21 protein-coding genes and 3 pseudogenes are annotated in these 23,968 nt (G+C 62.2%); 11 read left to right on the top strand and 13 right to left on the bottom strand.

The window, feature by feature from the left end:
• The first annotated feature begins 273 nt into the window (after positions 1–273).
• Positions 274–1,674, top strand: coding sequence for a site-specific DNA-methyltransferase (locus tag GO999_RS12180; protein WP_211906252.1), 1,401 nt, complete (start codon positions 274–276; stop codon positions 1,672–1,674).
• Positions 1,671–2,939 (top strand): site-specific DNA-methyltransferase, encoded by a 1,269-nt coding sequence (locus GO999_RS12175; protein WP_211906251.1) that lies wholly within the window; start codon positions 1,671–1,673, stop codon positions 2,937–2,939. The genes GO999_RS12180 and GO999_RS12175 overlap by 4 nt, the downstream gene beginning before the upstream one ends.
• Before the next feature lie 7 nt (positions 2,940–2,946).
• On the opposite strand, the gene xopG is transcribed toward GO999_RS12175, so the two are convergent.
• Both xopG and GO999_RS12165 read right to left on the bottom strand, forming a co-directional pair.
• The gene (gene xopG, locus GO999_RS12170) at positions 2,947–3,684 is read right to left on the bottom strand and encodes a XopG/HopH/AvrPtoH family type III secretion system effector (protein WP_223259888.1); all 738 of its coding nucleotides are present in this window, start codon (positions 3,682–3,684) and stop codon (positions 2,947–2,949) included.
• 172 nt (positions 3,685–3,856) lie between these two features.
• Positions 3,857–4,222: a hypothetical protein gene (locus tag GO999_RS12165; protein WP_071015378.1), complete on the bottom strand. Its 366-nt coding sequence runs from the start codon at positions 4,220–4,222 to the stop codon at positions 3,857–3,859.
• Between the two features lie 174 nt (positions 4,223–4,396).
• Between GO999_RS12165 and GO999_RS12160 the strand changes: the two genes are divergently transcribed.
• Entirely contained in the window at positions 4,397–4,756 is a 360-nt protein-coding gene (locus tag GO999_RS12160) for a hypothetical protein (RefSeq protein WP_249215026.1), read from the top strand.
• 294 nt (positions 4,757–5,050) lie between these two features.
• On the opposite strand, the gene GO999_RS12155 is transcribed toward GO999_RS12160, so the two are convergent.
• From GO999_RS12155 to GO999_RS12140, 4 genes are all read right to left on the bottom strand, one after another.
• Positions 5,051–5,791, bottom strand: coding sequence for a type III effector (locus GO999_RS12155; protein ID WP_249215025.1), 741 nt, complete (start codon positions 5,789–5,791; stop codon positions 5,051–5,053).
• A 456-nt stretch (positions 5,792–6,247) separates the two neighbouring features.
• A complete protein-coding gene (locus tag GO999_RS12150) occupies positions 6,248–6,598 on the bottom strand; it encodes a hypothetical protein (protein ID WP_071015384.1) in 351 nt (116 codons plus the stop codon).
• Positions 6,599–6,713: 115 nt separating this feature from the next.
• A complete protein-coding gene (locus GO999_RS12145; RefSeq protein WP_211906250.1) occupies positions 6,714–7,208 on the bottom strand; it encodes a DUF3489 domain-containing protein in 495 nt (164 codons plus the stop codon).
• A 137-nt stretch (positions 7,209–7,345) separates the two neighbouring features.
• Positions 7,346–7,558 carry a hypothetical protein gene (locus GO999_RS12140; protein WP_071015363.1) on the bottom strand — a complete coding sequence of 71 codons (213 nt, stop codon included), beginning with the start codon at positions 7,556–7,558 and terminating at the stop codon, positions 7,346–7,348.
• A 97-nt stretch (positions 7,559–7,655) separates the two neighbouring features.
• Between GO999_RS12140 and GO999_RS12135 the strand changes: the two are divergent.
• Positions 7,656–8,078, top strand: a pseudogene (locus tag GO999_RS12135) (elements of external origin); the annotation flags it as partial.
• 135 nt (positions 8,079–8,213) lie between these two features.
• Here the strand turns inward: GO999_RS12135 and GO999_RS12130 are convergent.
• The 5 genes and pseudogenes from GO999_RS12130 to GO999_RS12110 all read right to left on the bottom strand — a co-directional run.
• A pseudogene (locus tag GO999_RS12130) lies at positions 8,214–8,435 on the bottom strand (transposase); the annotation flags it as partial.
• A gap of 657 nt (positions 8,436–9,092) precedes the next feature.
• Entirely contained in the window at positions 9,093–9,332 is a 240-nt protein-coding gene (locus GO999_RS24725) for an NAD(P)-binding domain-containing protein (protein WP_249215024.1), read from the bottom strand.
• A 195-nt stretch (positions 9,333–9,527) separates the two neighbouring features.
• On the bottom strand, positions 9,528–10,991 hold the full coding sequence (locus tag GO999_RS12120) for an MFS transporter (RefSeq protein ID WP_211906248.1): 1,464 nt from the start codon (positions 10,989–10,991) through the stop codon (positions 9,528–9,530).
• A gap of 49 nt (positions 10,992–11,040) precedes the next feature.
• Complete coding sequence (locus GO999_RS12115) at positions 11,041–11,847, bottom strand: oxidoreductase (RefSeq protein WP_028861132.1); 807 nt, start codon at positions 11,845–11,847, stop codon at positions 11,041–11,043.
• Between the two features lie 92 nt (positions 11,848–11,939).
• A complete protein-coding gene (locus GO999_RS12110) occupies positions 11,940–13,400 on the bottom strand; it encodes an efflux transporter outer membrane subunit (RefSeq protein WP_071507945.1) in 1,461 nt (486 codons plus the stop codon).
• 86 nt (positions 13,401–13,486) lie between these two features.
• Here GO999_RS12110 and GO999_RS12105 point away from each other — a divergent pair, with 86 nt between their 5' ends.
• The 5 genes from GO999_RS12105 (at position 13,487) to GO999_RS12085 (ending at position 20,306) form a co-directional block, all read left to right on the top strand.
• Positions 13,487–14,101 (top strand): TetR/AcrR family transcriptional regulator, encoded by a 615-nt coding sequence (locus GO999_RS12105; RefSeq protein WP_011003095.1) that lies wholly within the window; start codon positions 13,487–13,489, stop codon positions 14,099–14,101.
• Positions 14,102–14,188: 87 nt separating this feature from the next.
• A complete protein-coding gene (locus tag GO999_RS12100) occupies positions 14,189–15,304 on the top strand; it encodes an efflux RND transporter periplasmic adaptor subunit (RefSeq protein ID WP_011003094.1) in 1,116 nt (371 codons plus the stop codon).
• Positions 15,301–18,423, top strand: a complete 3,123-nt coding sequence (locus GO999_RS12095) for an efflux RND transporter permease subunit (RefSeq protein WP_011003093.1) — start codon at positions 15,301–15,303, stop codon at positions 18,421–18,423. Before GO999_RS12100 ends, GO999_RS12095 begins: the two co-directional genes overlap by 4 nt.
• 784 nt (positions 18,424–19,207) lie before the next feature.
• Positions 19,208–19,567 (top strand): hypothetical protein, encoded by a 360-nt coding sequence (locus GO999_RS12090; protein WP_016725028.1) that lies wholly within the window; start codon positions 19,208–19,210, stop codon positions 19,565–19,567.
• 67 nt (positions 19,568–19,634) lie between these two features.
• Positions 19,635–20,306, top strand: coding sequence for a TolC family protein (locus GO999_RS12085; protein ID WP_249215023.1), 672 nt, complete (start codon positions 19,635–19,637; stop codon positions 20,304–20,306).
• Positions 20,307–20,709: 403 nt separating this feature from the next.
• Here GO999_RS12085 and GO999_RS12080 read toward each other — a convergent pair whose 3' ends face one another.
• Together GO999_RS12080 and GO999_RS12075 are read right to left on the bottom strand one after the other, a co-directional pair.
• Entirely contained in the window at positions 20,710–21,447 is a 738-nt protein-coding gene (locus GO999_RS12080; protein ID WP_019717165.1) for an SDR family oxidoreductase, read from the bottom strand.
• A gap of 248 nt (positions 21,448–21,695) precedes the next feature.
• The gene (locus GO999_RS12075) at positions 21,696–22,520 is read right to left on the bottom strand and encodes an IS5 family transposase (protein ID WP_211906247.1); all 825 of its coding nucleotides are present in this window, start codon (positions 22,518–22,520) and stop codon (positions 21,696–21,698) included.
• Between the two features lie 36 nt (positions 22,521–22,556).
• On the opposite strand from GO999_RS12075, the pseudogene GO999_RS12070 reads away from it, so the two are divergent.
• Both GO999_RS12070 and GO999_RS24720 read left to right on the top strand, forming a co-directional pair.
• Positions 22,557–23,114: pseudogene (locus tag GO999_RS12070) on the top strand (hypothetical protein); the annotation flags it as partial.
• 477 nt (positions 23,115–23,591) lie between these two features.
• Positions 23,592–23,849: a hypothetical protein gene (locus GO999_RS24720; RefSeq protein ID WP_016724645.1), complete on the top strand. Its 258-nt coding sequence runs from the start codon at positions 23,592–23,594 to the stop codon at positions 23,847–23,849.
• The last annotated feature ends 119 nt before the right edge of the window (positions 23,850–23,968 follow it).

Raw genomic sequence — 23,968 nt, 5'->3', positions numbered from 1 at the left:
GGGTGCGAACCTGGGTTCGCACGGTGCGCACCTCCGGCCGCAACGAACCGGCCATTCCCTCCAGACCCGCGCCAGCACTGCGTTTGCGCGGGTCTTGTGTTTTGGGGGCGGTGCGAACCTGCCCCAGTACTGGTTCGCACCCCACAGGTTCGCACCCCTCTCATTCCGCGCCCGCTTACGGTTCGCCGTCGGCGGGCGTTTTCATTTCCGCTCGGCCTGCGCCGAGATCCGTTCCCGCGCGGGCCGTCTTCTTTTGGGAACCCGAAACAGAACATGCTCAACGTCGAGTACCGCAAGGTCGCGGCGCTGATTCCTTACGCAAGGAACCCGAGGACCCACAACGACGAGCAGGTGGCCAGGATCGCCGCCAGCATCGTGGAGTACGGCTGGACCAACCCGGTCCTGGTCGATGGCGAGAACGGTGTGATCGCGGGCCATGGGCGTCTGGCCGCCGCGCGCCAGCTCGGCATGGACGAGGTGCCGGTGATCGAGCTGGCCCACCTGTCGCCGACGCAGAAGCGCGCGTTGATCCTCGCCGACAACCGTATCGCGCTCGATGCGGGCTGGGACGAGGAACTGCTGGCGCTGGAATTCGCGGAACTCGCTGACGCCGGCTACGACCTGGCCCTGACCGGTTTCAATGACGCCGAGATCGACGCGCTGTTGGCTGACGAGCTGGGCGAAGCTGAGGACGATGGGGCGAGCGATCCGGAACCGGATGAGGCGGACGACGTGCCCGCAGCATCGGCGGTGCCGGTGTCCCGGCCGGGCGACGTCTGGCTCCTGGGCGAGCACCGCCTGATCTGCGGCGATGCCACCGACAGCGCGGTGATCGCGGCCCTGATGGCGGGCCAACAAGCCGCGCTGTGCTTTACCTCGCCGCCCTACGCCAACCAGCGCAATTACACCACCGGTGGTATCGCGAACTGGGACGTGCTGATGCGCGGCGTCTTCGGCAACGTGCCAATGGCGGGCGACGGCCAGGTGCTCGTCAACCTCGGGCTGGTCCACCGCGACAGCGAGGTCGTCCCATACTGGGATGCCTGGATCGCGTGGATGCGCACGCAGGGCTGGCGGCGGTTCGGCTGGTACGTGTGGGACCAGGGACCGGGCATGCCCGGCGACTGGCGTGGCCGGTTGGCACCATCCTTCGAATTCGTCTTCCACTTCAATCGTGAGGCTCGCCAGGCAAACAAGACCGTGCCTTGCAAGTACGCTGGCCAGGACGAGCACCTGCGCCCCGACGGCACGTCGACCTCGATGCGGGGCAAGGACGGCGTTCGCGGGAGTTGGACACACGAGGGCAAACTTACCCAGGACACCCGGATCCCGGATTCGGTGATCCGTGTGATGCGGCACAAGGGCAAGATCGGCCGCGACATCGACCACCCGGCGGTGTTCCCGGTCGCCCTGCCGCAATTCGTGATCGAGGCGTACTCGGATGCCGGTGACGTCGTGTTCGAACCCTTCGGCGGCAGCGGCACCACCATGCTGGCTGCGCAGCGCGCCGGTCGCCTGTGCCACAGCGTCGAGATCGCACCCGAGTACGTGGACGTCGCGATCAAGCGCTTCCGGCAGAACTTCCCCGAGGCGCCGGTGACGCTGCAGTCGACCGGCCAGACCTTCGCGGCCGTTGCGGCCGAGCGCCTGGCGGGCGAGGAGGTGGTGCAATGACGGCCTCCTGGCTCGCAGGCAAGATCGAGCACTGGCCGATCCAGAGGCTCGCCCCCTATGCCGCCAACGCTCGGACGCACTCCGACGAACAGATCGCGCAGATCGCGGCCAGCATCGTGGAGTTCGGGTTCACCAACCCCATCCTGGCCGGTGGCGACGGCGTCATCGTCGCCGGCCACGGACGCCTCGCCGCTGCCATGAAGCTGGGCCTGCAGGTAGTGCCGGTGGTGGTGCTGGACCACCTGAGTCCGACGCAGCGGCGGGCGCTGGTGATCGCGGACAACCGCATCGCCGAAAACGCGGGTTGGGATGAAGCCGTACTGCGTGCCGAGCTGGCCGCGCTCGACGCGGCGAACTTCGACCTGTCGTTGACGGGTTTCGATGCGGACGCGCTGGCCGATCTGATGGACGGGGAGGAGGGCGACGGCCAGGCGGAGGAGTTTGCACTGCCGGAGGTGCCCGAGGATCCGATCTCTCGCCCAGGCGACGTGTGGGTGTTGGGCAGGCATCGGCTGCTGTGCGGGGATGCGACCGTCGCGGAGAACTACGACAGGCTGTTGCAGGGCGAGCCGGCGGACATGGCTTTTCTGGATCCACCCTATAACGTGAACTACGCCAACACGGCCAAGGACAGGCAGCGCGGCACGAGCCGGGCCATCCTGAACGACAACCTGGGCGGGGGCTTCTACGATTTCCTGCTGGCGGCGCTGAAGCCGACGATTGCCAACTGCCGGGGTGCCATCTACGTGGCGATGTCCTCCAGTGAGCTGGACGTGCTGCAGGCGGCGTTCCGCGAGGCGGGCGGGCGCTGGTCAACCTTCATCATCTGGGCCAAGGACCGTTTCACGCTTGGCCGCGCGGATTACCAGCGGCAATACGAACCGATCCTGTACGGCTGGGCCGAAGGGGCGCAGCGGCATTGGTGCGGCGACCGCGATCAGGGAGACGTCTGGCAGATCAAGAGACCTGCCCGCAACGACTTGCACCCCACGATGAAGCCGGTGGAACTGGTGGAACGGGCGATTCGCAATTCGAGCCGGCCGGGCGACGTGGTGCTCGACGCGTTCGGCGGTTCGGGGACGACGCTAATTGCTACGGAGAAGGCGGGGCGAGCAGCACGCCTGATTGAGCTCGATCCCAAGTATGTCGATGTGATCGTGCGCCGGTGGCAGGATTGGACGGGTGAGCTCGCCTATCGAGAGTCGGACGGGGCGTTACTGGACGACGCACGCGCGGATAGGCTCGCCATTTCAGGCGAGCCTTGACAATGGGTTACGCGTTGCGTGGCTTGTACTTGCTGCGCGCCTGCAAGCCTTGTTCCGCACGGATGGAGTTTTCCGTCGGTTCACCGGTGTAGGCGTGTGCGTAGGCCCCCAAGCCAACCGCCCTCAGCTCTTCCTGGCCTGCCTCGCTGGTTTCGTTGTAACGGTCGCCGCTCCAGGCTTTGGATGTACCTGCCATGACGTGGCGGGCATGGATCAGTTCATGGGCGAGGACAGCGAACGATTCTTTGGGGTCTTTATGCAGGCGCTTCGGCGAGCCGTTTCGGCTCAGCTTGATGCTGGTCTTGGGGTTCCAGTTCACGATCGCGCTGCAGCCGGCAGGTTCCGAAGAGACTTCTCCTCTCGCGAACTGTTTGGCGATTCTCTTGTTGGCTCGAAAATCCGATGGCTCGTACGCTGCAATCTGTGGCCTGGTGAGGACGGCTTCCGTACCGGGATCGTCATCGGAGTCGATCTCGCTGATGGTCAGTTTGCGCTGCCTGGTCGCACTCAGAGAGCTGATACCGCGAAGTAGTTCATCCCCCGAGCGCCCGGACGCAATTTTCCCTAACGCCTCGTTTACTTTGCCTGCATAACGGTCAGCTTCGCGTTGATTGTCACTTGCGGTTGCAATGTAAAACCCAGGGTACTGTGTCTGTATAAGCATCGTGTCGTTATTGCTCCAAGAGGTTGAATACACAAGCCCAGGCGGCGAGAGCGCCGGGCTTTCGATGCTAGCAAGCGCCATCGCGAAGCTCTATGCTCGACGCGAAGTTGTGCTCACCGGTGCGAACATGGACGAGAAGGGTGGTGCGGTTGCACCAACTGATGGGGCGAGTACACCGCGCACAGGAAGCGGTTATCCGCGAGGCGGCAGACTGAGGGGGCGCCAATTGAGCAGTCCCTCGGTTTCGCGGGCTCTACGCCGAAAGTTCGTCGGCGATCTCGCTGGCGGCCACAAAGGCCGTCAGGTGGGGCAGGTTGCGCGGGATGCCGTAGATTTTGCTGAGCCCGCCGTTCGTCTTGCGCTGCATCCACGCGGCCGCCGTCGCGTCGATGGCATCGGTAAGTGTCTGGCCACCGTGGAGGGCGTTGCAGATGTCATCCGCAAAGTGTCGTCCGAATGCGCTGTCGAGAAAGAGGCGCACGGCCTCAAATGAGGAGCCGGTGGCCTTAGAGACAGTTGTCATCGCTAGCGGCCAGGCTTCGGCGGCGCGCTCCTTCATCGTGCCGTAGAACCCCCAGCCTTCGTTGCGGGTGGTGGGAATCAGGTCAGTGGTGGTCATGGTGTGCTCCTTCTTGGGCGTCGTTGTGATGGCACCAGTAACGCGCTGTTCGAGCCGAAAGCCAAGGCTGGAGCTCAAACGCAACGCAGACCAGATCGAGAGCTTGGCTTGCGCGGCCGGCAGCGCGTTACTGGTGCCGTCACAACAGCACCGCGAAGCGCGGCAATGCAAAGCATGTATCAAGTGATCAACACAACCAATAGAGCAGCCGGCTTCTACGGCACGATGGGGCCGTACGCTGCCGGGGCTTGGCCGCTGGCGATGGTGGCGATCTCGAAGGCAACAGGCGCCGCGCCGCGAGTGGTGCGGTTCTTCTTGGATAGTGCGCACGGGGAGCGGTTTGGTGAAGACGTGCTCAACGCACTCGCACTGGGGCTGCAGAGGGCCATCGACCACGTGACCGAGGAATGGATGAACCGTGCGGTGGATGAGCAAACCGCCAAGACCTGCGGCATTCGTTCCGGCCCATCCTGCCTGAAGAGCCATCTGGTCGCCAATGCGCTCGAGGCCAGGCTCCTGGGGGATCTCGCGTAACACCCCGCCCATTGCGCAGCGTGCGGGCACAGTGCCCCGCGCGCACCAGGGCGAGGCACGCGCGGAACGGCGATGTGCGTGGCGCCCGGCCGCCGCGTTACCGTGCACGCGTTGGCGGTTATCGGCGCGTCGTCCGGTCAGGAAGCCGAGCGGAGCTAGGCTTCCTTGTCTAGAACCGATCAGCCTGCGCGGACCACGTATCGGGTGTGGTCGCCCCTTCCGGATTGACGTACGAGGTGGAGGCGACCGAGTGTAGTGACCTCGATGCAAAAGTAGAGGTCTGCTGGTGCTCAGTTACCAGCTGTATGGGGAATTATTCCACTCGTACCGGGCTTCTCTTTGCCGATCGACCGTGCTTTCCGCTATGCGGTCCATCGATTTGGAGGTAAAGCTGGAGTCACCGTAGCGGGTGCTTGGATCGTCGGCGGAGGTCTTCGTGTTGAAAAACTTGTTGGTATCGACGTACTGATCAATGTAGTCGAGCAATGCCGGGCCGACTTCTGGGCGGCTGTATTCCGAGAGGTATTGATTGACTTCCTCCGTCGTGACATGCCGGACATTGCGCAGATTGGCATCCGGGTCCGGAGGACTGTATCGGCTGCGCTGGAAAGGGGTCATGTTCGGGTGCAGATCATCGGCCTCTGCCAAGGTAAAGGCCGAGGGATGCGTCACCCAGGCATCCACGACGACCGTATCTCTGTCGCCCCAATATGGGTCGCGCGGGTCCCCGATCAGAACATACGCATGATCATCGTCGCCGTCGCTGGCCCGCAGCAAGGGTGCGTTCAGCTGACGGCCCGCCAGCAGCGCGTAGCTGACATTCGCGTGCTCAGCGCAGTTGCCCGCTTGGTAACGCACAACTTCCTTGGCGTGCTGGATCGGATTCTGGCAATACGTTTCATCACGCAGCATGCTCCGACGCGCCCAGGATTCGCCTTCGGTATAGGTGACGTCAGGCTTCTGATTGCCCCCGCCGTAGGGCAGCATGCACTTGACTTGCCGGACGGTCGTTTCGGCAATCTTGAGATTGTCCATGGTGTCCGAATCCACTCGCACTTTGCGTGAGCGAAACGAGCTCAGGCCGAATAGGCTTGGGTCGACGGATTTGTGAAGCTTAACGACCGACTCACGGTGGAAATCGTCCAGGGGATCGGTAGGACCTCTGCTGGTGAAATACCTATCATGCGATCTGATTCGAGGCATGCTCAATCCTGTGCGTTTTTTGAGGGGGTAAATTCTTCGTGTTCTCCTCCAAGGGCTCAGCGCAAAAATGCGCAGGGTTGTGCGTGAAGCCGAATGGGATGCCCGCGGGGCAGGTTCCATTCGAGTCAGAGCATGCCGACTTGATCGATTTGTATGACGCGGGTGTGGGGACCCGGTGCCGTGACGGAGATAGTTGCTCTCCTGAACCATCTCGTTGCGGCACCTGAATGAACGTGCTGCTCGACGGAGAAGCCAAGTTGTTTTTTTGACTTCTCAAGTCAGCCGCATCTAGTCGATGCAGGCCACATACCGTGCGTAGTCGCTACCCTCCGGATTGACATAGAGGGTAGGGCGATCGGGTGCGATGACCTCGATGCAGAAGTCGCTGCCGAGCCTGCCGCCGCCCTTGCCGCGCAGCCAGTCGCGGGACACCAGCAGGTTGCTCGAGAAATCGTCGAATTCAGCCGTGGTGAGTTCCTTGATTTCGGTGACGTAGACCTCGGCGTATTCCTGGCCGCGCACTTGGCTCAGATCGGCGGGCTTGCGGGCAAAGGGCAGGCGCTTGGCCAGTTTTGCGGCTTGGATGATGTTGTCACCGATGACAACAGTGCGGGGGGAGCGTTCGATGGTGTTGCTCATGGTGTTCTCCTTGAAGTTGGCGTCGTCAATCACGACAACGACATGAACGCGCTGTTCCGGTCACAAGCCAAGCGCTGTCCCCCGCTTGATGCGGGGCCGTCGGCCCCGTGCACCATCAGGCTGGTTGGTCGCCGTCTTCGGTTTCGATCCGGTACACGCGTTCACCGGTGGCCGGCTTGTGGGAGGTGATGTTCAGCCCGAGCCGCTTCTTGAAGGTGCCGGCAAACGCGCCGCGCACGGTGTGGGCTTGCCAGCCGGTGGCCTTGCAAATCTTGCCGATCGTTGCCCCTTCCGGGTGGCGCAGCATCGCGATTACCTGGGCCTGCTTGCTGTTCTCGCGCGTGCGCGGTGTCTTGCGCGCCGGCTCGGCCTCTGGAGCGGGTTCTTCGAGCTGCGGTGCTTTGAGCCCCAGTGCGTTGTAGCCTTCGGCTGCAACCAGCCAGTCGTCGCCGGCGGTGGCAATCAGATCCCGTTTGATCAAGCCTTCAAGCACCTTCTTGCGTGCGCCGCCTTTGATGTTGTCGGGGAACCATTCGATCTTGCCGCCGGTGTGCTGGATGGCGTAGGCGAGGATGGCGTGCTGTGCCGGGGTCAGTTGTTGCGTGGTCATGTGTTTCTCTTTCGAGGTGGTTTGAACGTGGTGTGATGAACGCGCTGTGTTGGGAGGAAGCCAAGCGCTTTTCGCTGGAGGTTGCCGGACGGGCTGCCGCCCAGCGCTGGACTTCAGCCGTTGTCCTCCTCGTCGTCTCAACCGTTCTCGATTTCGTCGATAAGGTCCTGCAGGGAGCCGCTGCCGTAGTCGCCAAAGAGCGCGGCGGAGATTTGATCCATCCAGCCACGCTGGCCGCCGATGTCGCTCGCGCTCAGCACGCTGCGCGCGTCGTCGATCAGGTTGAGCATCTGTTGCTGGATTTCGCGTAGTTCGCAGGCTGCTTCTTCTCGGGTCAGGGTGCCGATCATCGTTTGCTCCGGTTGAGGTGTTGTGTTGATGGACACATGAACGCGCTGTGCCGCACAGAAGCCAAGCGCAATCTGCAAAAGAACCAGCAAGATTCAGATGGGAATTTCAATTCGCGCCTATGCGCGGCACCGGGGCGTGTCGGACGCCGCCGTGCGCAAGGCAATCGCCGCCGGCCGCATCACGCCGGAAGCGGACGGCACCATTGACTCGGACCGCGCCGACGCCGAATGGGCACGCAATACCGAAGCGCCACGCACCGGCACGCGCACACGGCCCGTCAGAGCCGCCGTGCCGCAGGAGGGCGGTCAGACCCCGGACGGCCCGGCATCGTCGCCCACAGGCGGCACGTCGCTGCTGCAGGCCCGCACCGTCAACGAGGTGGTCAAGGCGCAAACCAACAAGGTGCGCCTGGCCCGCCTCAAGGGCGAACTGGTGGACCGCTCGCAGGCCATCGCGCACGTCTTCAAGCTGGCGCGTGCCGAGCGCGACGCGTGGCTGAACTGGCCGGCGCGGGTGGCCGACCGTGGGGATTGCCAAGCGCAACTCCAAGCAGCGGATTGATCCGTTGATCGAGGAGCCAGCAGTGCTGGCCGAGCGCATCGCGCCAGCCCGCTCACGCGATTCCTGCGGGTGAGTCGGGGTCCCACCGCGCGCAGGGGGGAAACGATCCCTGCGCCAACCGCAACCCGCCCGCACCAGATAGCGCAGGGCATTGGCGACCTCCCGCAAGTCGCACTCCCGGCGCCGACCTCGCACGGCTACGCGTGGCAGCAGCGGCTGCACAGCGGCCCATTCGACGTCCGTCATATCGCTGGGGTAACGCTTGGTCTTGCGAGCCAGCTTCGCCTCGCGTTCTCGATGTTCTTTTTTCCACATCCCGCCTTTACATCACCCTCGCGGGGAATTTTCAAACGGGCTCCTTATCGAAATAGCACCACACCCGTGGCCGACCATGGCAACGTTACGGCCTTCAGTGGCGGCCATCCTCGCGATCCGCAGACCCATTCCGCTCCTGCGCACCGTCGTGACGGTGCTTATCCAACAGCGGAATTCACCCTACGGTTCATGGCTACGACATCAGCATGGCTGGGATTCGACCCCAACTTCGCGAAGTGCTCTGGCAACTGGTCCCGCTTCATGGCGGCAACTCCAGGGATTGCCGCAGCGAGAGCCTCGCGCATCGTAGTCGCAACAGTACGATGGCGTTGACGGCTGTTGTCTCCAGGAGTCTTCGAGTGAGCCTGCGTCGACTGGATCGAACCCTGCTTGATTGACAAGTTCCATCGCTGTTTGCTTGGACCTTACGTCGTCTCCCGCCACGGCAATAGCAAGGCGGCTTGGCGTACCTTTCGGCTTTCCTAGCTCCGCAAGGGTATATGCCAAAGCGTTGTTGAATGCTTTGATCACGGGTCTTCCAATCTGCCGAGTTACCCAGACGCCCTCTGTCAGCCCGTCGTCGATCTCAGGAATGCGCGAATCCCGCAATCCCGGATAGTAGTTGCTCGTATCGATGATCGTCGTATCTATGGGTACTCAGTCGAACAAGTGGGCGGGCAGCTCGCGCATTGCAGGTAGAGGAATGGCCAGGATGATGACGTTGACGCTAGCGACTGCTCCGTGTACATCAGTCGGTTCTGCTCCGATCTCGCGGGCAAACGCGCGCGCACCTTTAGTGCCGCTCGAATTTGCGACACGCACGTCGTGTCCTGCAGCACTGAGCTTGCGGGCTAGAGCGCCGCCGATGTTGCCGGTTCCAATGATTCCGATTTTCATGATGCGGCCCTCCAATCCTTCAAAGCGGTTTTGTTGCGCCTGCCGTCAAGCGGCTGGCACATCGAAGACGAAGCACGTAGTGGTGGCATGCCCCACCAGCCTCGCAGATGCGCTGCTCTGCGTCGAAACGAACTGACTTCGGATCGGTGTCCATCGACATCTCCAACATGGTGTGCACGAAACGCGCCTTTTGCTCTATGAACGCGAGCGAAAATTACTGGGATTTGCCGATGGCCGCGGCAACGTGTTGACCGGCAGACACAGCGCTGCGGTAAGAAGCGCCAAGCTCATATGGCACAGGTAGAGCGCGTTGAAGTCGGCACGTTGCAAACTGGCACCACCGAGCAGCAGCACCGTCAGTGCGACTCCCACGACCGAACCGATTTGCCGTATCGCCTGATTGATTGCGCCACCCACTGCGTAATGGTCCGAGGGTAGGCGGCTGACGGCGGCGCCCGACAACGACGGCAATACCATCCCCACAGCCACGCCGCTGAGCAGCATGCCTGGCAGCCACTGCGTGAGATAGGCGGGTTCAACTCCGGGCACGAGCAAGAACCACACTGCACTGGTCGCGTAAAGCAGGCTGCCCGCCACCAACAATGGGCGGTGGCCATGCCGACTCGCGATTCGACCTGACAGGGTGGCCACCGGAGTCACCAGCAGCGGCCCTGGCGTGATGGCAAGCCCTGCCAATGGCAGCGAGTAGTGCCAGATCGAATTCATGTAGAAAAAGAAGGCGAAGAACATCATCGAAAACGCAATGCCGAAACTCAACGTTGCGAGATTGACGTAACGGTAAGTCGGGTTGCGAAACAACCCCAAATCCACCAGCGGTGCGGTAGCAACGCGAGCCCAGGCCACAAATCCGGCGATGCTCATGAGCCCGATGCCGGCAATACCGAGCAGTTCATGACGTGACCAGCCTGGCGATTCCGATTGCACAATGGATAGTGCCAAAGCGCCCGTCCCGACGGTCAGCAGGCCCATCCCGAACAGATCAAGCGGGCGGTTGCTGGTGTGCTGTTTTGTCTCGGTGAGAAGCGTCGCGCCGCGCCACATGGCGGCCAGGCCTAAAGGCACGTTCAGGTAAAAGGCCCACTGCCAGCCGATCGATGCGATGACGAATGCCCCAAGGCTTGGCCCCACTGCAGCAGCCAGAGCACCAACCGCCCCCCATAGACTGATCGCCACCGCGCGCTTGCTGATTGGAAACGCCGCCAGCACGAGTGACAGAGATGAGGGCGTTAGCAACGCAGCGCCGATGGCCTGAAGCACGCGTGCTGCAACGAGCCACCCTACGTTGACAGCCAAACCGCACGCAACCGACGCCGCCAGAAACAGCCCTACGCCGGCCAGAAATACCTTTTTGCGCCCATGCTTATCCGCCAACCCGCCAGACGGAATGAGCGTTGCAGCATAGGCGACGGTGTAGGCATTGAGCACCCAGGAAAGGTCCGCCGCAGTGGCTTGAGGAAACCCTGCGCGTAAGGCACTGAAGGCGGCGAACAGCATCGTGCCGTCCATCGAGACAAGGAACACCGCCACGCTGGCGACCCAGAACACCGGCCAAGGTGATGCGGTGTTGATCTGTGCATTGGGCAAAGCCGGAGCAATCGTGGCAGAGGCCCCGGTTGCTGATCTGTCTGGATTCATCATGGGGCTCTTCCGATGATGTGTGCGTCGGATCTGTTTCGGGTAACGCGCCTCAGGAGAGCCCGAACGTCTTCCGCAGACTTGCATCGACCGGGCCTGCCGGCATGAAACGGCGCAGCTTGCTCAGAAGGGATGCCTCGCCTTTGGGTGTACGGCGCATCTTCCACGCACCTAGGGCGGCATCGACGACCGTGCTCGCGACACCATCGGGTTCCGGTGCTTTTTGGACACTTTTTTGAATCGCCTGCGAAACGACGCTGCGCTCGTCGTCGTAGGCAGATACCTTGGAAACCGCATGGGGGGCATTGATATCCAGGCTGGTCTTGGTAAATGAGGGTTCGACAAGCACGACACGGATGCCGAACTTGCGCACCTCGTGGTCCAGCGTCTCGGACATCCCCTCCACGGCGTGTTTGGACGCCGAATAGAGGCCCATGTACGGCGCCGGCAGAAAGCCGAGCACCGAGCTGATGTTGATGATTCTTCCCGAACGTTGCGCGCGCATGTGCGGCAATGCGGCTTGTGTGGTGCGCAAGATGCCAAACACGTTGGTGTCGAACAGCGCCTGCGCTTCGGCGATCGACGTTTCTTCGGTCGCGCCGAGCAGCGTCACGCCGGCACTATTGACCAGCACATCGATGCGCTTGGCCTGTGCGATGAGGGTCTGGATTCCCTGCTGAACCGACGCTTGATCGCGGATATCCATCTCGACCAGTTCAACGCCCGGTATCGGCTGAGCTTTTGCGAGGTTGCGCACGGTGCCGAATACCCGGCAGCCCCGCAACGCAAACTTCGCTGCGGTGGCACGGCCGATGCCCGAAGACACACCGGTAATGAGGACAACTTTGGAGTTGGACATGGCAGTTTCTTTCTGTATGGGTGAATTGGAGCGGCGGTAAATCGGTTGTTGCGATGAGCCACGCTGGATGCGCAGCCTCATTCGCGGGGGGACTATTTGCTTGCAACGGCGGTCGATTCGTCAGGCTGCCAGCCGCCGCCCAGCGCCTTGAATGCCGCGACGGCAGCGCGCGCCGATTCCGTTTGCGCCTGGGCGCGCGCGTCTGATGCACGCAACAGGCTTTCGTCGGCTTGCAGGACTTCAATCAGGCTGACGACGCCTTTCTGGTAAGCGGCAAACGAAGCGTTTCGGGCGCGGCCAAGCGAATCCACGCCTTGCGTGAGCACGGCCGCTTGCTCCTCGCGCTTGACCAGGGCAGAGAAGGCGTCTTCCACGTCTTCCGTGGCGCGCAGCACGGCGAGCCGGTACGCGGCGAGCATCTCCGCCTCTTGCCCCTTGGCCTGATCGATTTGCGCATTAATACGGCCGAAGTCGAACAGGCGCCAGCGCAGGCCGAGCACGCCGGCAAATTGACTGGCGCCGCTGCCGAATAGACTGCCGGCTCCCACGGATGTGGCGCTGCCGAGCAGGCCGCTGAGCGAGAACTTCGGGTAGTACTCGGCAATGGCGACGCCAATGCGCGCGTTGGAAGCGGCTAGGCGGCGCTCGGCGACGATGAGGTCGGGGCGGCGCCTCAGCAGTTCGCCGGGGGATCCGATAATTGCAACCTGCGGGGCGGCCGGGATGTCGCCGCCTTCTGCCAGTTCGGCCCGGTGCGTGCCCGGCAGCGAGCCGAGCATCACGTCCAGCGCGTTCATCGCCGCATCGAGGCCCGCCTCAAGCTGTGGGATGGAAGCGCGAACCTGAGCGAGTGCGCCTTCGGCCTGCCTGACTTGAAGCTCGGCCGCCAGTCCCTTGCCGTACAGCAGGTTGACGGTGGAGAGCAATTCCTCTTGCGTCTGTACCTGATGGCGGGCCACCTTCAGGCGCGTCTGCAAGCCGCGGATGGTGATGTAGATATCGGCAGTCTGTGCGGCCACGACCAGCCGTGTGGCGACTGCGCCGGCTTGGGAGGCCTGGTAGTCGGCAAGTGCCGCCTCGCGGCCACGGCGTAGGCCGCCGAATACGTCCAACTCCCAGCTTGCGTTGACATCGGCCTCAAAAGCGTTGCCGTAGCGGTCGAAGCCGGGCCTCGAATTCAAGACGCGGCCCAAAGGGGTTTCGACGGACTGGTACGCACGCGCGGCCTGGCCCGTGACATTGCCGGAGGGCAGCAACGCGGCATTGGCAGCGCCAAGGCCCGCACGCGCTTGCGTGACGCGGGCGAATGCCTGTGCGAGGTCCAGGTTCTGTTCCAGCGAGAGCAGCACGAACCGCGTGAGTTGCGGATCGCCAAAGCCGGCCCACCATGCGGAGAGATCGGCTGCAGCATTGGCGGTGCGCTGCTCGACCGCCGTCTGGCCCTGGAGTCGTTGTGGAACCGGCACATCGGGCTTCACATAATCGGGGCCGACGGCACAACCGGTTGCCAGGCTGGCAACGAAAAGGGCCGCAAGGGAGCGTTTTGGCAACATGGGGTTTTTCCATCGGATTTTTAGTGACTATAGTACAAAATGGTCACAAGTTGTTCAACTATCGCGACTCGCGTAAGCTGGAGCCCATGAAGACCACCCCTTACCCCGTTCCCGTCCGCGGCCCGGCGGACCATGACGTGCGAGACCAGATTGTTGCTGCCGCTACCGAGCACTTCAGCCGCTACGGCTACGAGAAGACCGCCGTTTCCGATCTGGCCAAGGCCATCGGTTTTTCCAAGGCCTATATCTACAAGTTCTTCGAGTCCAAGCAGGCCATTGGCGAGATGATTTGCGCCAACTGCCTGCGCGAGATTGAGGCCGACGTGAGTGCCGCCCTGGCAGAGGCCGATTCACCGCCCGAAAAGCTCCGGCGCATGTTCAAAGCCTTGACTGAGGCGAGCCTTCGGCTGTTTTCCCACGACCGCAAGCTGTACGAGATTGCGGCCTCGGCAGCGACTGAGCGCTGGCAAGCGGTAATCGCCTACGAAGAGCGCATTCAGAAGGTGCTGCGCGATGTGCTGCAGGAGGGCCGGGAGACCGGAGACTTCGAGCGCAAGACGCCGTTGGACGAGGCCACGACGGCTATCTACCTGGTCATGCGCCCGTACATGAATCCGTTGCTTTTGCAGTACAGCTTTGACTACACAGAAAGTGCGCCCGGGCTGCTCTCCAGCCTCGTGCTTCGGAGTCTTTCTCCCTGACGCGCAGATTTTTTCTTTGTGACCATTGACTAAATTGGTCACAAGAACCAGAATGAAGGCCCAGATCATCTCGTCGATGGGGCTTTCATGCTTTCGCGTCGCTTTGTTACCTCTACCGTTATTTGTGCGTTGCCGCTGGCGTTGAGCGCTTGCGGCGAAAAGGCCCCCGCCGATCCGCGTACCGAGGCGCCCCTGGTGCGTGCCGCGTTCGTTCAGCCAGTTGCTTCGGCATCGCGTTCATTCACGGGCGTCGTTGCTGCCAGGGTGCAGAGTGACCTCGGGTTCCGCGTGCCCGGCAAGGTGTTGGAACGGCTGGTGGATGCGGGGCAAACCGTCAAGCGCGGGCAGCCGCTTATGCGCATCGACCCGGTCGATCTGAAGCTCGCCGCGCACGCACAGCAAGAAGCCGTGAGCGCCGCGCGGGCACGCGCGCAACAGACGGCGGAAGACGAAGCCCGCTACCGCGATCTGCGCGGAACGGGCGCAATTTCCGCCTCGGCCTATGACCAGGCCAAGGCTGCGGCGGACGCGGCCAAAGCCCAGTTGAGCGCGGCGGAAGCGCAGGCTGATGTTGCGCGTAACGCCAGCCGCTACGCAGAGCTCCTTGCCGATGGCGACGGCGTGGTCGTGGAAACGCTGGCCGAGCCCGGCCAGGTCGTCAACGCGGGGCAGGCTGTTGTGCGCCTGGCACACGCCGGCCGCCGTGAAGCGGTTGTCCAGTTGCCGGAAACGTTGCGGCCGGCGATTGGCTCTGTCGCACAGGCCACGCTTTTCGGTGGGGAAAGCTCGGGCGTACCTGCCAAGCTGCGGCAGCTGTCAGATGCTGCCGATCGGCTTACCCGCACCTTCGACGCACGCTATGTGCTGGATGGGGAACTGGCCAATGCGCCGCTGGGCGCCACCGTGACGATCCAGATTCCCGATCGACCGGCCACTGCGCAAGGCGATCTGCAGGTGCCGCTGGGTGCCGTGTTCGATGCTGGCAAGGGCCCCGGCGTGTGGGTCATCCAGGGGGATCCGGCCAAGGTGTCGTGGCGATCCGTCACCATCGTGCGCCTCGGCGACGAAGGTGCTCGGGTTGCGGGCCAAGTCAAGCAAGGGGACCGGATCGTCGCGCTTGGCGCACAACTGCTGCGTGAAGGACAGCAAGTCCGTGTGGCAGGTCAGGGTGCCAGTACTGCCATCGCGGGGGTGCGCCTGTGAGCCAAGGTCGTTTCAACCTATCGGCGCTCGCCGTGCGCGAGCGCGCCGTCACTCTGTTCCTCATCTGCCTGATCTCTCTGGCGGGGCTCATTTCCTTCTTCAAGCTGGGCCGTGCGGAAGACCCGGCGTTTACGGTCAAGGTGATGACCATCATCACCGCGTGGCCGGGCGCGACCGCGCAGGAAATGCAAGACCAGGTCGCCGAGAAGATCGAGAAGCGCATACAGGAGCTGCGCTGGTATGACCGCACGGAAACGTACACCCGGCCGGGCCTGGCGTTCACCACGTTGACCCTGCTCGATAGCACGCCGCCATCGGAAGTCCAGGAGGAGTTCTATCAAGCGCGCAAGAAGGTCAGCGACGAGGTGGCCAACCTCCCGCCCGGCGTGATCGGGCCGATGGTCAATGACGAATATGCGGACGTGACCTTTGCGCTGTTTGCGCTCAAGGCGCAGGGCGAACCACAACGTGTGCTCGTGCGCGACGCGGAGACACTGCGCCAGCGATTACTGCACGTGCCCGGCGTGAAGAAGGTCAACATCATCGGCGAGCAGTCGGAGCGCATCTACGTCGAGTTTTCACATGACCGGTTGGCGACGCTCGGCGTGAGTCCGCAAGAGGTGTTTGCTGCGCTCAACAACCAGAATGCCCTGACGGCGGCCGGCTCGGTAGAAACGAAAGGGCCGCAGGTCTTCATCCGCCTGGACGGTGCGTTCGACGAGCTGCAGAAGATTCGCGATACGCCGGTTGTATCGCAGGGCCGCACGTTGAAGCTGTCGGACATTGCCACGGTCAAGCGCGGCTATGAAGATCCGGCCACGTTCATGGTGCGCAATGGTGGGCAGCCTGCCTTGCTGCTGGGCATCGTCATGCGCGAAGGCTGGAACGGGCTGGACCTTGGCAAGGCGCTCGACAAGGAGGTCGGCGCCATCAACGCCGACATGCCGCTCGGCATGAGCTTGACCAAGGTGACGGACCAGGCGGTCAACATCAGCGCTGCCGTCGATGAGTTCATGCTCAAGTTCTTCGCAGCGCTGCTGGTGGTCATGCTGGTGAGCTTCGTCAGCATGGGCTGGCGCGCGGGCCTAGTGGTGGCCGCGGCCGTGCCGTTGACACTGGCGGTGGTCTTCGTGGTGATGGCGGCCACAGGCAAGAACTTCGACCGCATCACGCTTGGATCTTTGATTCTGGCGCTGGGCTTGCTGGTGGATGACGCCATCATCGCCATCGAAATGATGGTGGTGAAGATGGAAGAGGGCTACAGCCGCGTCGCCGCTTCGGCCTATGCGTGGAGCCACACTGCGGCGCCCATGCTATCGGGCACGCTGGTGACCGCTGTCGGCTTCATGCCCAATGGTTTTGCGCGATCCACCGCGGGTGAATACACCAGCAACATGTTCTGGATCGTGGGCATTGCGCTGATTGCGTCCTGGGTTGTCGCGGTGGTGTTCACGCCTTACCTGGGTGTGAAGATGCTGCCCGACTTCAAGAAGGTCGAAGGCGGCCACGATGCGATTTACGACACGCCACGCTACAACCGCTTCCGTGCGCTGCTCGGGCGTGTGATTGCGCGCAAATGGCTGGTCGCGGGTTCGGTCGTCGGGCTCTTCGCCTTGGCCATCCTCGGCATGGCGGTGGTCAAGAAACAGTTCTTCCCGATCTCGGATCGACCCGAAGTACTGGTCGAAGTGCAGATGCCCTATGGCACGTCGATCAACCAGACCAGCGCAGCCACCGCAAAGCTGGAAGCTTGGCTCGCCAAACAGAAGGAAGCCCAGATCGTGACGTCGTATGTTGGCCAGGGTGCGCCGCGCTTCTATCTGGCAATGGGGCCGGAACTGCCGGATTCGTCGTTCGCCAAGATCGTGATCCGCACTGACAGCCAGGAAGAACGTGACGCATTGAAGCAGCGCCTGCGCCAGGCCATTGCCGACGGTCTTGCCCCCGAGGCGCGCGTGCGTGTTACCCAGCTCGTGTTCGGTCCGTATTCTCCGTTCCCGGTTGCCTACCGCGTGACCGGCCCGGATGCGGAGACGTTGCGCCGCATCGCGGCCGATGTCCGGCAAGTCATGGACGCCAGCCCGATGATGCGCACGGTCAATACCGATTGGGGAATGCGTGTACCTACGCTGCACTTCACCTTGCAGCAGGACCGCTTGCAGGCCGTGGGGCTGACCTCCAGCGCCGTCGCGCAACAACTGCAATTCCTGCTCAACGGCATTCCTGTGACGGCGGTGCGCGAGGACATCCGCACCGTGCAGGTGACCGCGCGCTCGGCCGGCGACATCCGACTTGATCCGGCCAAGATTGGCGACTTCACACTGGCTGGCGCCAACGGGCAGCGCGTTCCGCTCTCGCAGGTGGGCAAGATCGATGTGCGCATGGAAGAGCCCATCATCCGCCGGCGCGATCGCATGCCGACCATCACGGTGCGAGGCGATATTGCCGATGGCCTGCAACCGCCCGACGTGTCGACAGCCCTCAGCAAGCAGCTTCAGCCGATCATCGAGAAACTGCCCAGCGGATACCGCATTGAACAAGCGGGTTCCATCGAAGAATCGGGCAAAGCGACGAAGGCCATGCTGCCGCTGTTCCCGATCATGCTGGCAGTTACCCTGCTGATTCTCATCTTCCAGGTGCGGTCCATCCCGGCGATGGTCATGGTGTTCCTGACCAGCCCCCTCGGCCTGATTGGTGTCGTACCCACCTTGATTCTGTTCGGGCAGCCGTTCGGCATCAACGCGCTGGTCGGCCTAATTGCGCTGTCGGGCATCTTGATGCGCAACACGCTGATCCTGATCGGGCAGATTCAGCACAACAAAGAGGAAGGGTTGGATCCGTTCACAGCCGTTGTGGAAGCCACCGTCCAGCGTGCGCGTCCAGTGATTCTTACCGCATTGGCAGCCATCCTGGCCTTCATTCCGCTGACCCATTCGGTGTTCTGGGGCGCGCTGGCTTACACGCTCATCGGTGGGACGTTCGCCGGGACGATCTTGACCCTGGTGTTTTTGCCGGCCATGTACTCCATCTGGTTCCGGATCCGGCCCAACAACGCGGCTGATGCCCAGCGCGATCGGCAGGAGCAAGTGCAGCCCACCGGACAACTGGTGCCCGAGTAATGCCGACTGGCGAGGGCATGTGCCCGCCACATTGCCCTTGATTTCAATCCACTTGCATTAAAGCGTCTTCTTGACGAGACGGGAGATGGAGTGCGTGGCCTCCACCCAAGGCGTGCTGCTGTGCGAGAGGCCATATAAATCATGGTGGGGAGACAAACGATGAAGGTAAAGCCAATTCTTCTGGGTGCCTTGAGCCTGTTTTTATGACACGGCCTGGGCTCAGTTAAACGTCATTCTTTATGGTGTTGCAGATAATAGGAATCGATATGAAATCCTCTCATTTCAAACGGAATACTACGTCTGTTTTCGCGGCGACCGCGTTGATGCTGATGGCGGCATTTCCCACGAGTAATGCTATTGCCAGAACAGTAGGGCAGCAGTCGTTCGTCACTCCCTTCAATGGCTCTCCGATACGCGCAAACGCTTGGAAAGCGGCCTGGGGCGCCGCCTGGAATCTCTGTCGAGCTCAATACCCAACAACGCGTTCGGTCAATATGACCGCCTATCGATATTCTGAGCAGAACCCCCAAGCGCCCAGTTTCTACACCATCCAGACTACCTGGGAATGCCGTGATACACCTTGAACCCACGGGCTGGCAGGACGCGCTCTAAACGAATCCCGGCAATCCCTCCGGCGCGCCGACTCCACCAAATTTTAGATTGGCACGCCGCTTTCACTTTCTTTCTCTATCTTCGATGCGTGCATTTCTTAGCCATACCCTGATGCTTGCCCTCTCAATCGGGGCAGCATCTGGTACGAGCCGAGCCACGCGGCTCCGACACGATGCTCCCCGTGCCGCCGGCCATCGACACCGAGGCTGCGTCCGCACATCCGCCGACGGTCTTCCGATTGGGTATCCGGGAAGCATTGCAAGGGGCACTGGCGCGCGCCGTCATCGTTCAGACCCAGCAGTTGGATTTGCAGCAGCAACGCGACCAAACCGAGCAGGCCAGCCATGAGTTTTTGCCGCAGACTGTCTTGTCGAGCCAACTTGAGCGCGATAGCGCTTCCGTCGTAGACGTGCCTACCACGCACAGTACGGCAACATCGGGCAATGTGATTTCCACGTGGAAGCTACGCTCGGGTACGCAGCTTTCGTTGTCGGAGGGGCGCCGGTACAACCGTTTGGCCAGGGTGCGCTAGCTTCGTCCTGGGCGCCAGTCTAAACACCAGCAACCGCATTACGTCGATCTCGCTGTCGCAGCCGCTCTTGCGCGGCTCGGGCAGCACTTATAACGAGCGCTGGGCAGCCCTCGCGCTGGAGAGCGCGCATAAGGGCTTCCTGCGGACCCAGCGCGACGTGGTGTTAAGCGGCGTGATGGCGTACTTCTCGCTGGAGCAGGCCAAGCAGAACGTCGCGCTTGCGCAGGCGTCGTTGAAGCGGGCGAACGAAGCCAAGGCGATCAACGAAGCACTGCTGGCGGCCGGACGCATCGCCCGGATTGCCCTGCTGCAGAGCGATGCCGATGTGGCGCAGGCTGACTTGACTTTGACGCAGTCCGAACAGGCCGAGAGCGTCGCCCGCCGTCAACTGCTGCGCGCGATCGGCAGGTACGACCTGGACGCCGACCGCACAGACATGACACTCACGGATTCCTTTACCTCCTACCTATCGCCGGCAACGCAAAACGAAGGTCTGACTATTCGGGACGCGCTTGCCAAGCGCATCGATCTGCAGCTTGCGAGAGACACGGTGATAGCAAACCAGTTCAACGTGATCGCGGCGGAAGACGGCATGCGCAACCAGCTGGATCTGTACGCACGGCTGAATCGGACGAGCGATAACACTACTGGCACGGCCACCCGCCAGATCAACCGAGCGGTCGGCCTGAGCTTTTCCATGCCACTGGACAAGTCCCAGACGCTGCCCGGGTCGGCCTGAAGAAGGCCGAACTGTCGCTGGCGGATCTGGAGCGTACCGCGCGCACCGAGGTAAGCGATGCGCTGAAGAATATCGACTTTGCCTTTCTTCAGCACCGGATGGCTCAGCGTACGACTGAGCTGGCGCAGCAACAGCTTGCAGGCGAGATCGAGAAAGCGCGCTCTGCGCCGTAGCACCGCGACGGATCTGTCGTTTGCTCAGGACAGGCTCAACCAGGCGATGTCTCAGGAGGTCCAGGCACGCTTTGCCATCTTCGCCGCGCAGCTTAAGCTGCAGCGAGCGGGTCAGCGGGACCGTGCTGGAACAATGGGATGTAGAGTCGCTCGCCCAGGACCACCAGGCGGGCAATTTCGCCCGCCGCGCCAACTGTCAGAATGGTCATGGAATTACCCTTCGAAACAGTTCAGGCGCGGTTGTTCATCCGCTCGAACATTGCTTCGCCCAACTGGCGTGTTTGGGCCGAAACTCCGACCAGGATCTCGTCCTTGTCTGCCTCGAGTTGTGCGAGGGCCTCGGTAGCGAATTCGTCCGCAGTGATTATCATGCGGTTGGCCGTCCCGGCGCTGCGCGTGTTGCCGCCCAGGCTCGTATCGACGATCGGTGGGGCGACCTCGATTACGCGGATGCCGGTTGCCTTCAACTGATGTCGCAGGCTGAGCGTGAAGGAGTGGATCGCGGCCTTTGTGGCGCAGTAGACCGGCACATCGGCCATCGGCGAGAAGGCCAGTCCCGAGCTGACGTTAATGATATAGGCCTTATCCTGCCGCCTGAGCGTGGGCAGCAGCTCGGCGATCAGGTGGATTGGGGCCGTGAAGTTGATCGCCACCTCCTGATCCAGGCTCTCCATCGACGGATTGGAGGTGAAGTCGTGCTGTGCCTGAATGCCGGCATTGTTGATGACCATATTGAGGGCAGGGTGCTCCGCCTTCAGCCATTCAACCATTTCGCGGCGGCTGAGCGTGTCGGCGACGTCGCAGACGCGCGTCACTAGCGCCGGCACTTCATCCTTCGCCTTCTGGAGAGCGACCTCGTTGCGGCCGCAGACGATCACCTGATTTTCTTCGGAGAGTCGTTTGGCAAGTGCGAGGCCAATGCCGGTCGCGCCGCCAGTGATGAGGATTGTATTGGCTGTGAGTTTCATGGTCGTACGTCCTTCTATTTCAAGAAGAAGGCGCGCCGACGATGAAATGGGGTAATCACGGACACACCTTCGCTACCGGCAAGCCGGGCTGGGTGTCGCGGATACCCCGAGGGGAGAAGTTGCCGTTCAGTTGAACGACGACCGGGCTACCATCCGGTCAGCACTCTTTCGACACACGACTTCTACCAAGCTTTTTGGCGGAGCACAAGAGACAGTGATTCCAATCCTCTTAGAGCCCGTTTGGAAATTCAAGGATGAGCGATTCTGCGCAGTAACAAGCCACTCATCGCGATATGAATCATGGCTTCCGATACGTCTGCCCGCTGTTCGTAGTCGCGTACGAGTCGGCGCCAGCGAACCATCCACCCAAAGGTGCGCTCGACCACCCAGCGGCGCGGCAGAACGGCCAAGCCCGTTTGCTGCTCGTGCCGGCGCACCACCTCAGCCACGAAGTCGAGGGTCGATGCCTTGTCCATCAGCGCTGTGCGGTCATACGCACCGTCAGCGAACAGGTGTTTTATGCCTGGCCAGCGCTTCTTCACCGCTTCCAGCACCGCCAGCGCACCCGTGCTATCGGCAATGTCCGTCGGTGTCAGGTTCACCATCAGCAGCCGTCCATCCGTGTCCACCGCGATATGCCGCTTGCTCCCGACGATTTTCTTGGCCGCGTCATAGCCACGCTTGTCGGCCGAGGGCGCTTTGACTGTCTGGCTGTCGATGACGCCCGCACTTGGGCACGGCTGCCGCCCAGCCAACTCCCGGTCCAACATCAGCACCACGTCGTGCAGCGTGCGGAACAGCAAGCGGCGCATGAGCCGACGAAACCACCAATACACGGTTTGCCAAGGCGGGAAGTCGTGCGGCAGCATGCGCCAACCGCAGCCCGCTCGCACCAGATAGCGCAAGGCGTTGACCACCTCCCTCAAGTCGCACTCCCGACGCCGGCCTCGCACGGCCGCGCGTGGCAGCAGCGGCTGCACAGCGGCCCATTCGATATCCGTCAGGTCGCTCGGGTAACGCTTGGTCTTCCGAGCCAGCTTCGCCTCACGCTCTCGATCTTCTTTTTTCCACATCCCGCATTTACATCACAACCGCGGGGAATTTTCAAACGGGCTCTGAGCCTGATAGGGGTGATCGGCCGCATCGTTGAATCGGTCGGTGGCTACGTCAACGCCCATCCGCGGCTGCGGACGCTGATGGCCAAGCCTCGGTATCCGGTGTTGCCCTGGAACTGGGCGGCCGAGGTTCCTGACCGGACGCTGCCCATTGACGTGGTCAAGACGCTGAACCTGCGCTGGCAGGAAAAGCCCACCTTCAACGCGGTGTACGTCTGCGGCGAGCGCCAGGGCGTCACCGGGCACGTGGTGCGCGCCGGCTCGGCGGGCGATCTGGTCGCGCCGACGATGGTCGATGCGCTGATCACCCACGCCGATGCCGCCCGTGAGCGGGGCCGCTCGATCCTGGCCGACGTGGGGCGGCAGGCCAGGGTGACCTTGGAGTTGCCGATGCTGAACACGCTCGGCCTGCTCGATCCTGGTCTGATGCTTGCGGTGGGCGAGGGCGGCTCGACCTGGCATGGCCTGGTGCGTGCCACCAGCATCGGCGCCGAATGGACGGAATCCCTAAGCGTGCGCCAGACCATCGAGGTCGAGCGCCATTACTTGTAGCCGTCCCTGATGCCCAGGGATTCCATTGCATTCGGCGTTGATTGGAACGCTGATGCGGCGTCAGATTTTGATCGTGTCCTCTTCGCCGGGATGGCGCATGAACCCAATCGGAGCCTGGCGCCGCAACGGACTCTGAGGCAAGCGTCCTTCAGCAGGGATCAATTCCGACGATGGTTCCGTGCGTACGCTTCCCAGTCGAACGGGGGCGCGTTGTCCGGAATCCATGGGCTGAGGTTGCTGAAAAAGCCTGCTCCCGGTGAGGCCGGCTGTTCGGGGGTAGGTGGATAGTGCGCGGGTGGCTGCGAGGCGCTATAGCCATACACCGGTGGTGCATTGTCGGGAATCCACGGAGAGACGTTGTGGAAGAAATCCGCAGGTGGAGGAGACCACTGTTCGCGGGCAGGCGAATGCTGCGTGGAGCCGTGTCGCGCCTCCCAATTCACCGGCGGCGCATTCTCTGGAATCCATGGTTGGAGATTGTGGAAGAAGTCCGCCGGCGGCGAGGAAGCCGCTGTGGGCGAGGAGGGAGCGGAGTGTTCCGGCGAAGACGGCCACGAGTCGTCAGAGGTGGCTTCACGTACCGTTACGGCCCGCTTGGGCAATGCCTGCCGCATGCTTTCGGGCGCGGATGTTTTGCGCCGCTCGCGCGAAGAACTGGACGATCCATCCGACTGGTGGGTCGGGTTCAATTTATGGGCGATGCTACTGAGCTTGCTGCTAATACGTTTCATGTAGTTATTTTGGCTATTGCCAGGGGAGTTGTGATTAAAAATCATTTCTTGGGACGGCAATAAAAAGTATCCATGAACATTGGATTGGAATTTAATTTTGGCGAAGAGATGTGTTTGTTTACG

The organism is Ralstonia nicotianae (assembly GCF_018243235.1).
Lineage (GTDB): Bacteria > Pseudomonadota > Gammaproteobacteria > Burkholderiales > Burkholderiaceae > Ralstonia > Ralstonia nicotianae.
The sequence above is the reverse complement of the archived record's forward strand: the minus strand, read 5'-3'. Positions and strand labels throughout refer to the sequence as shown.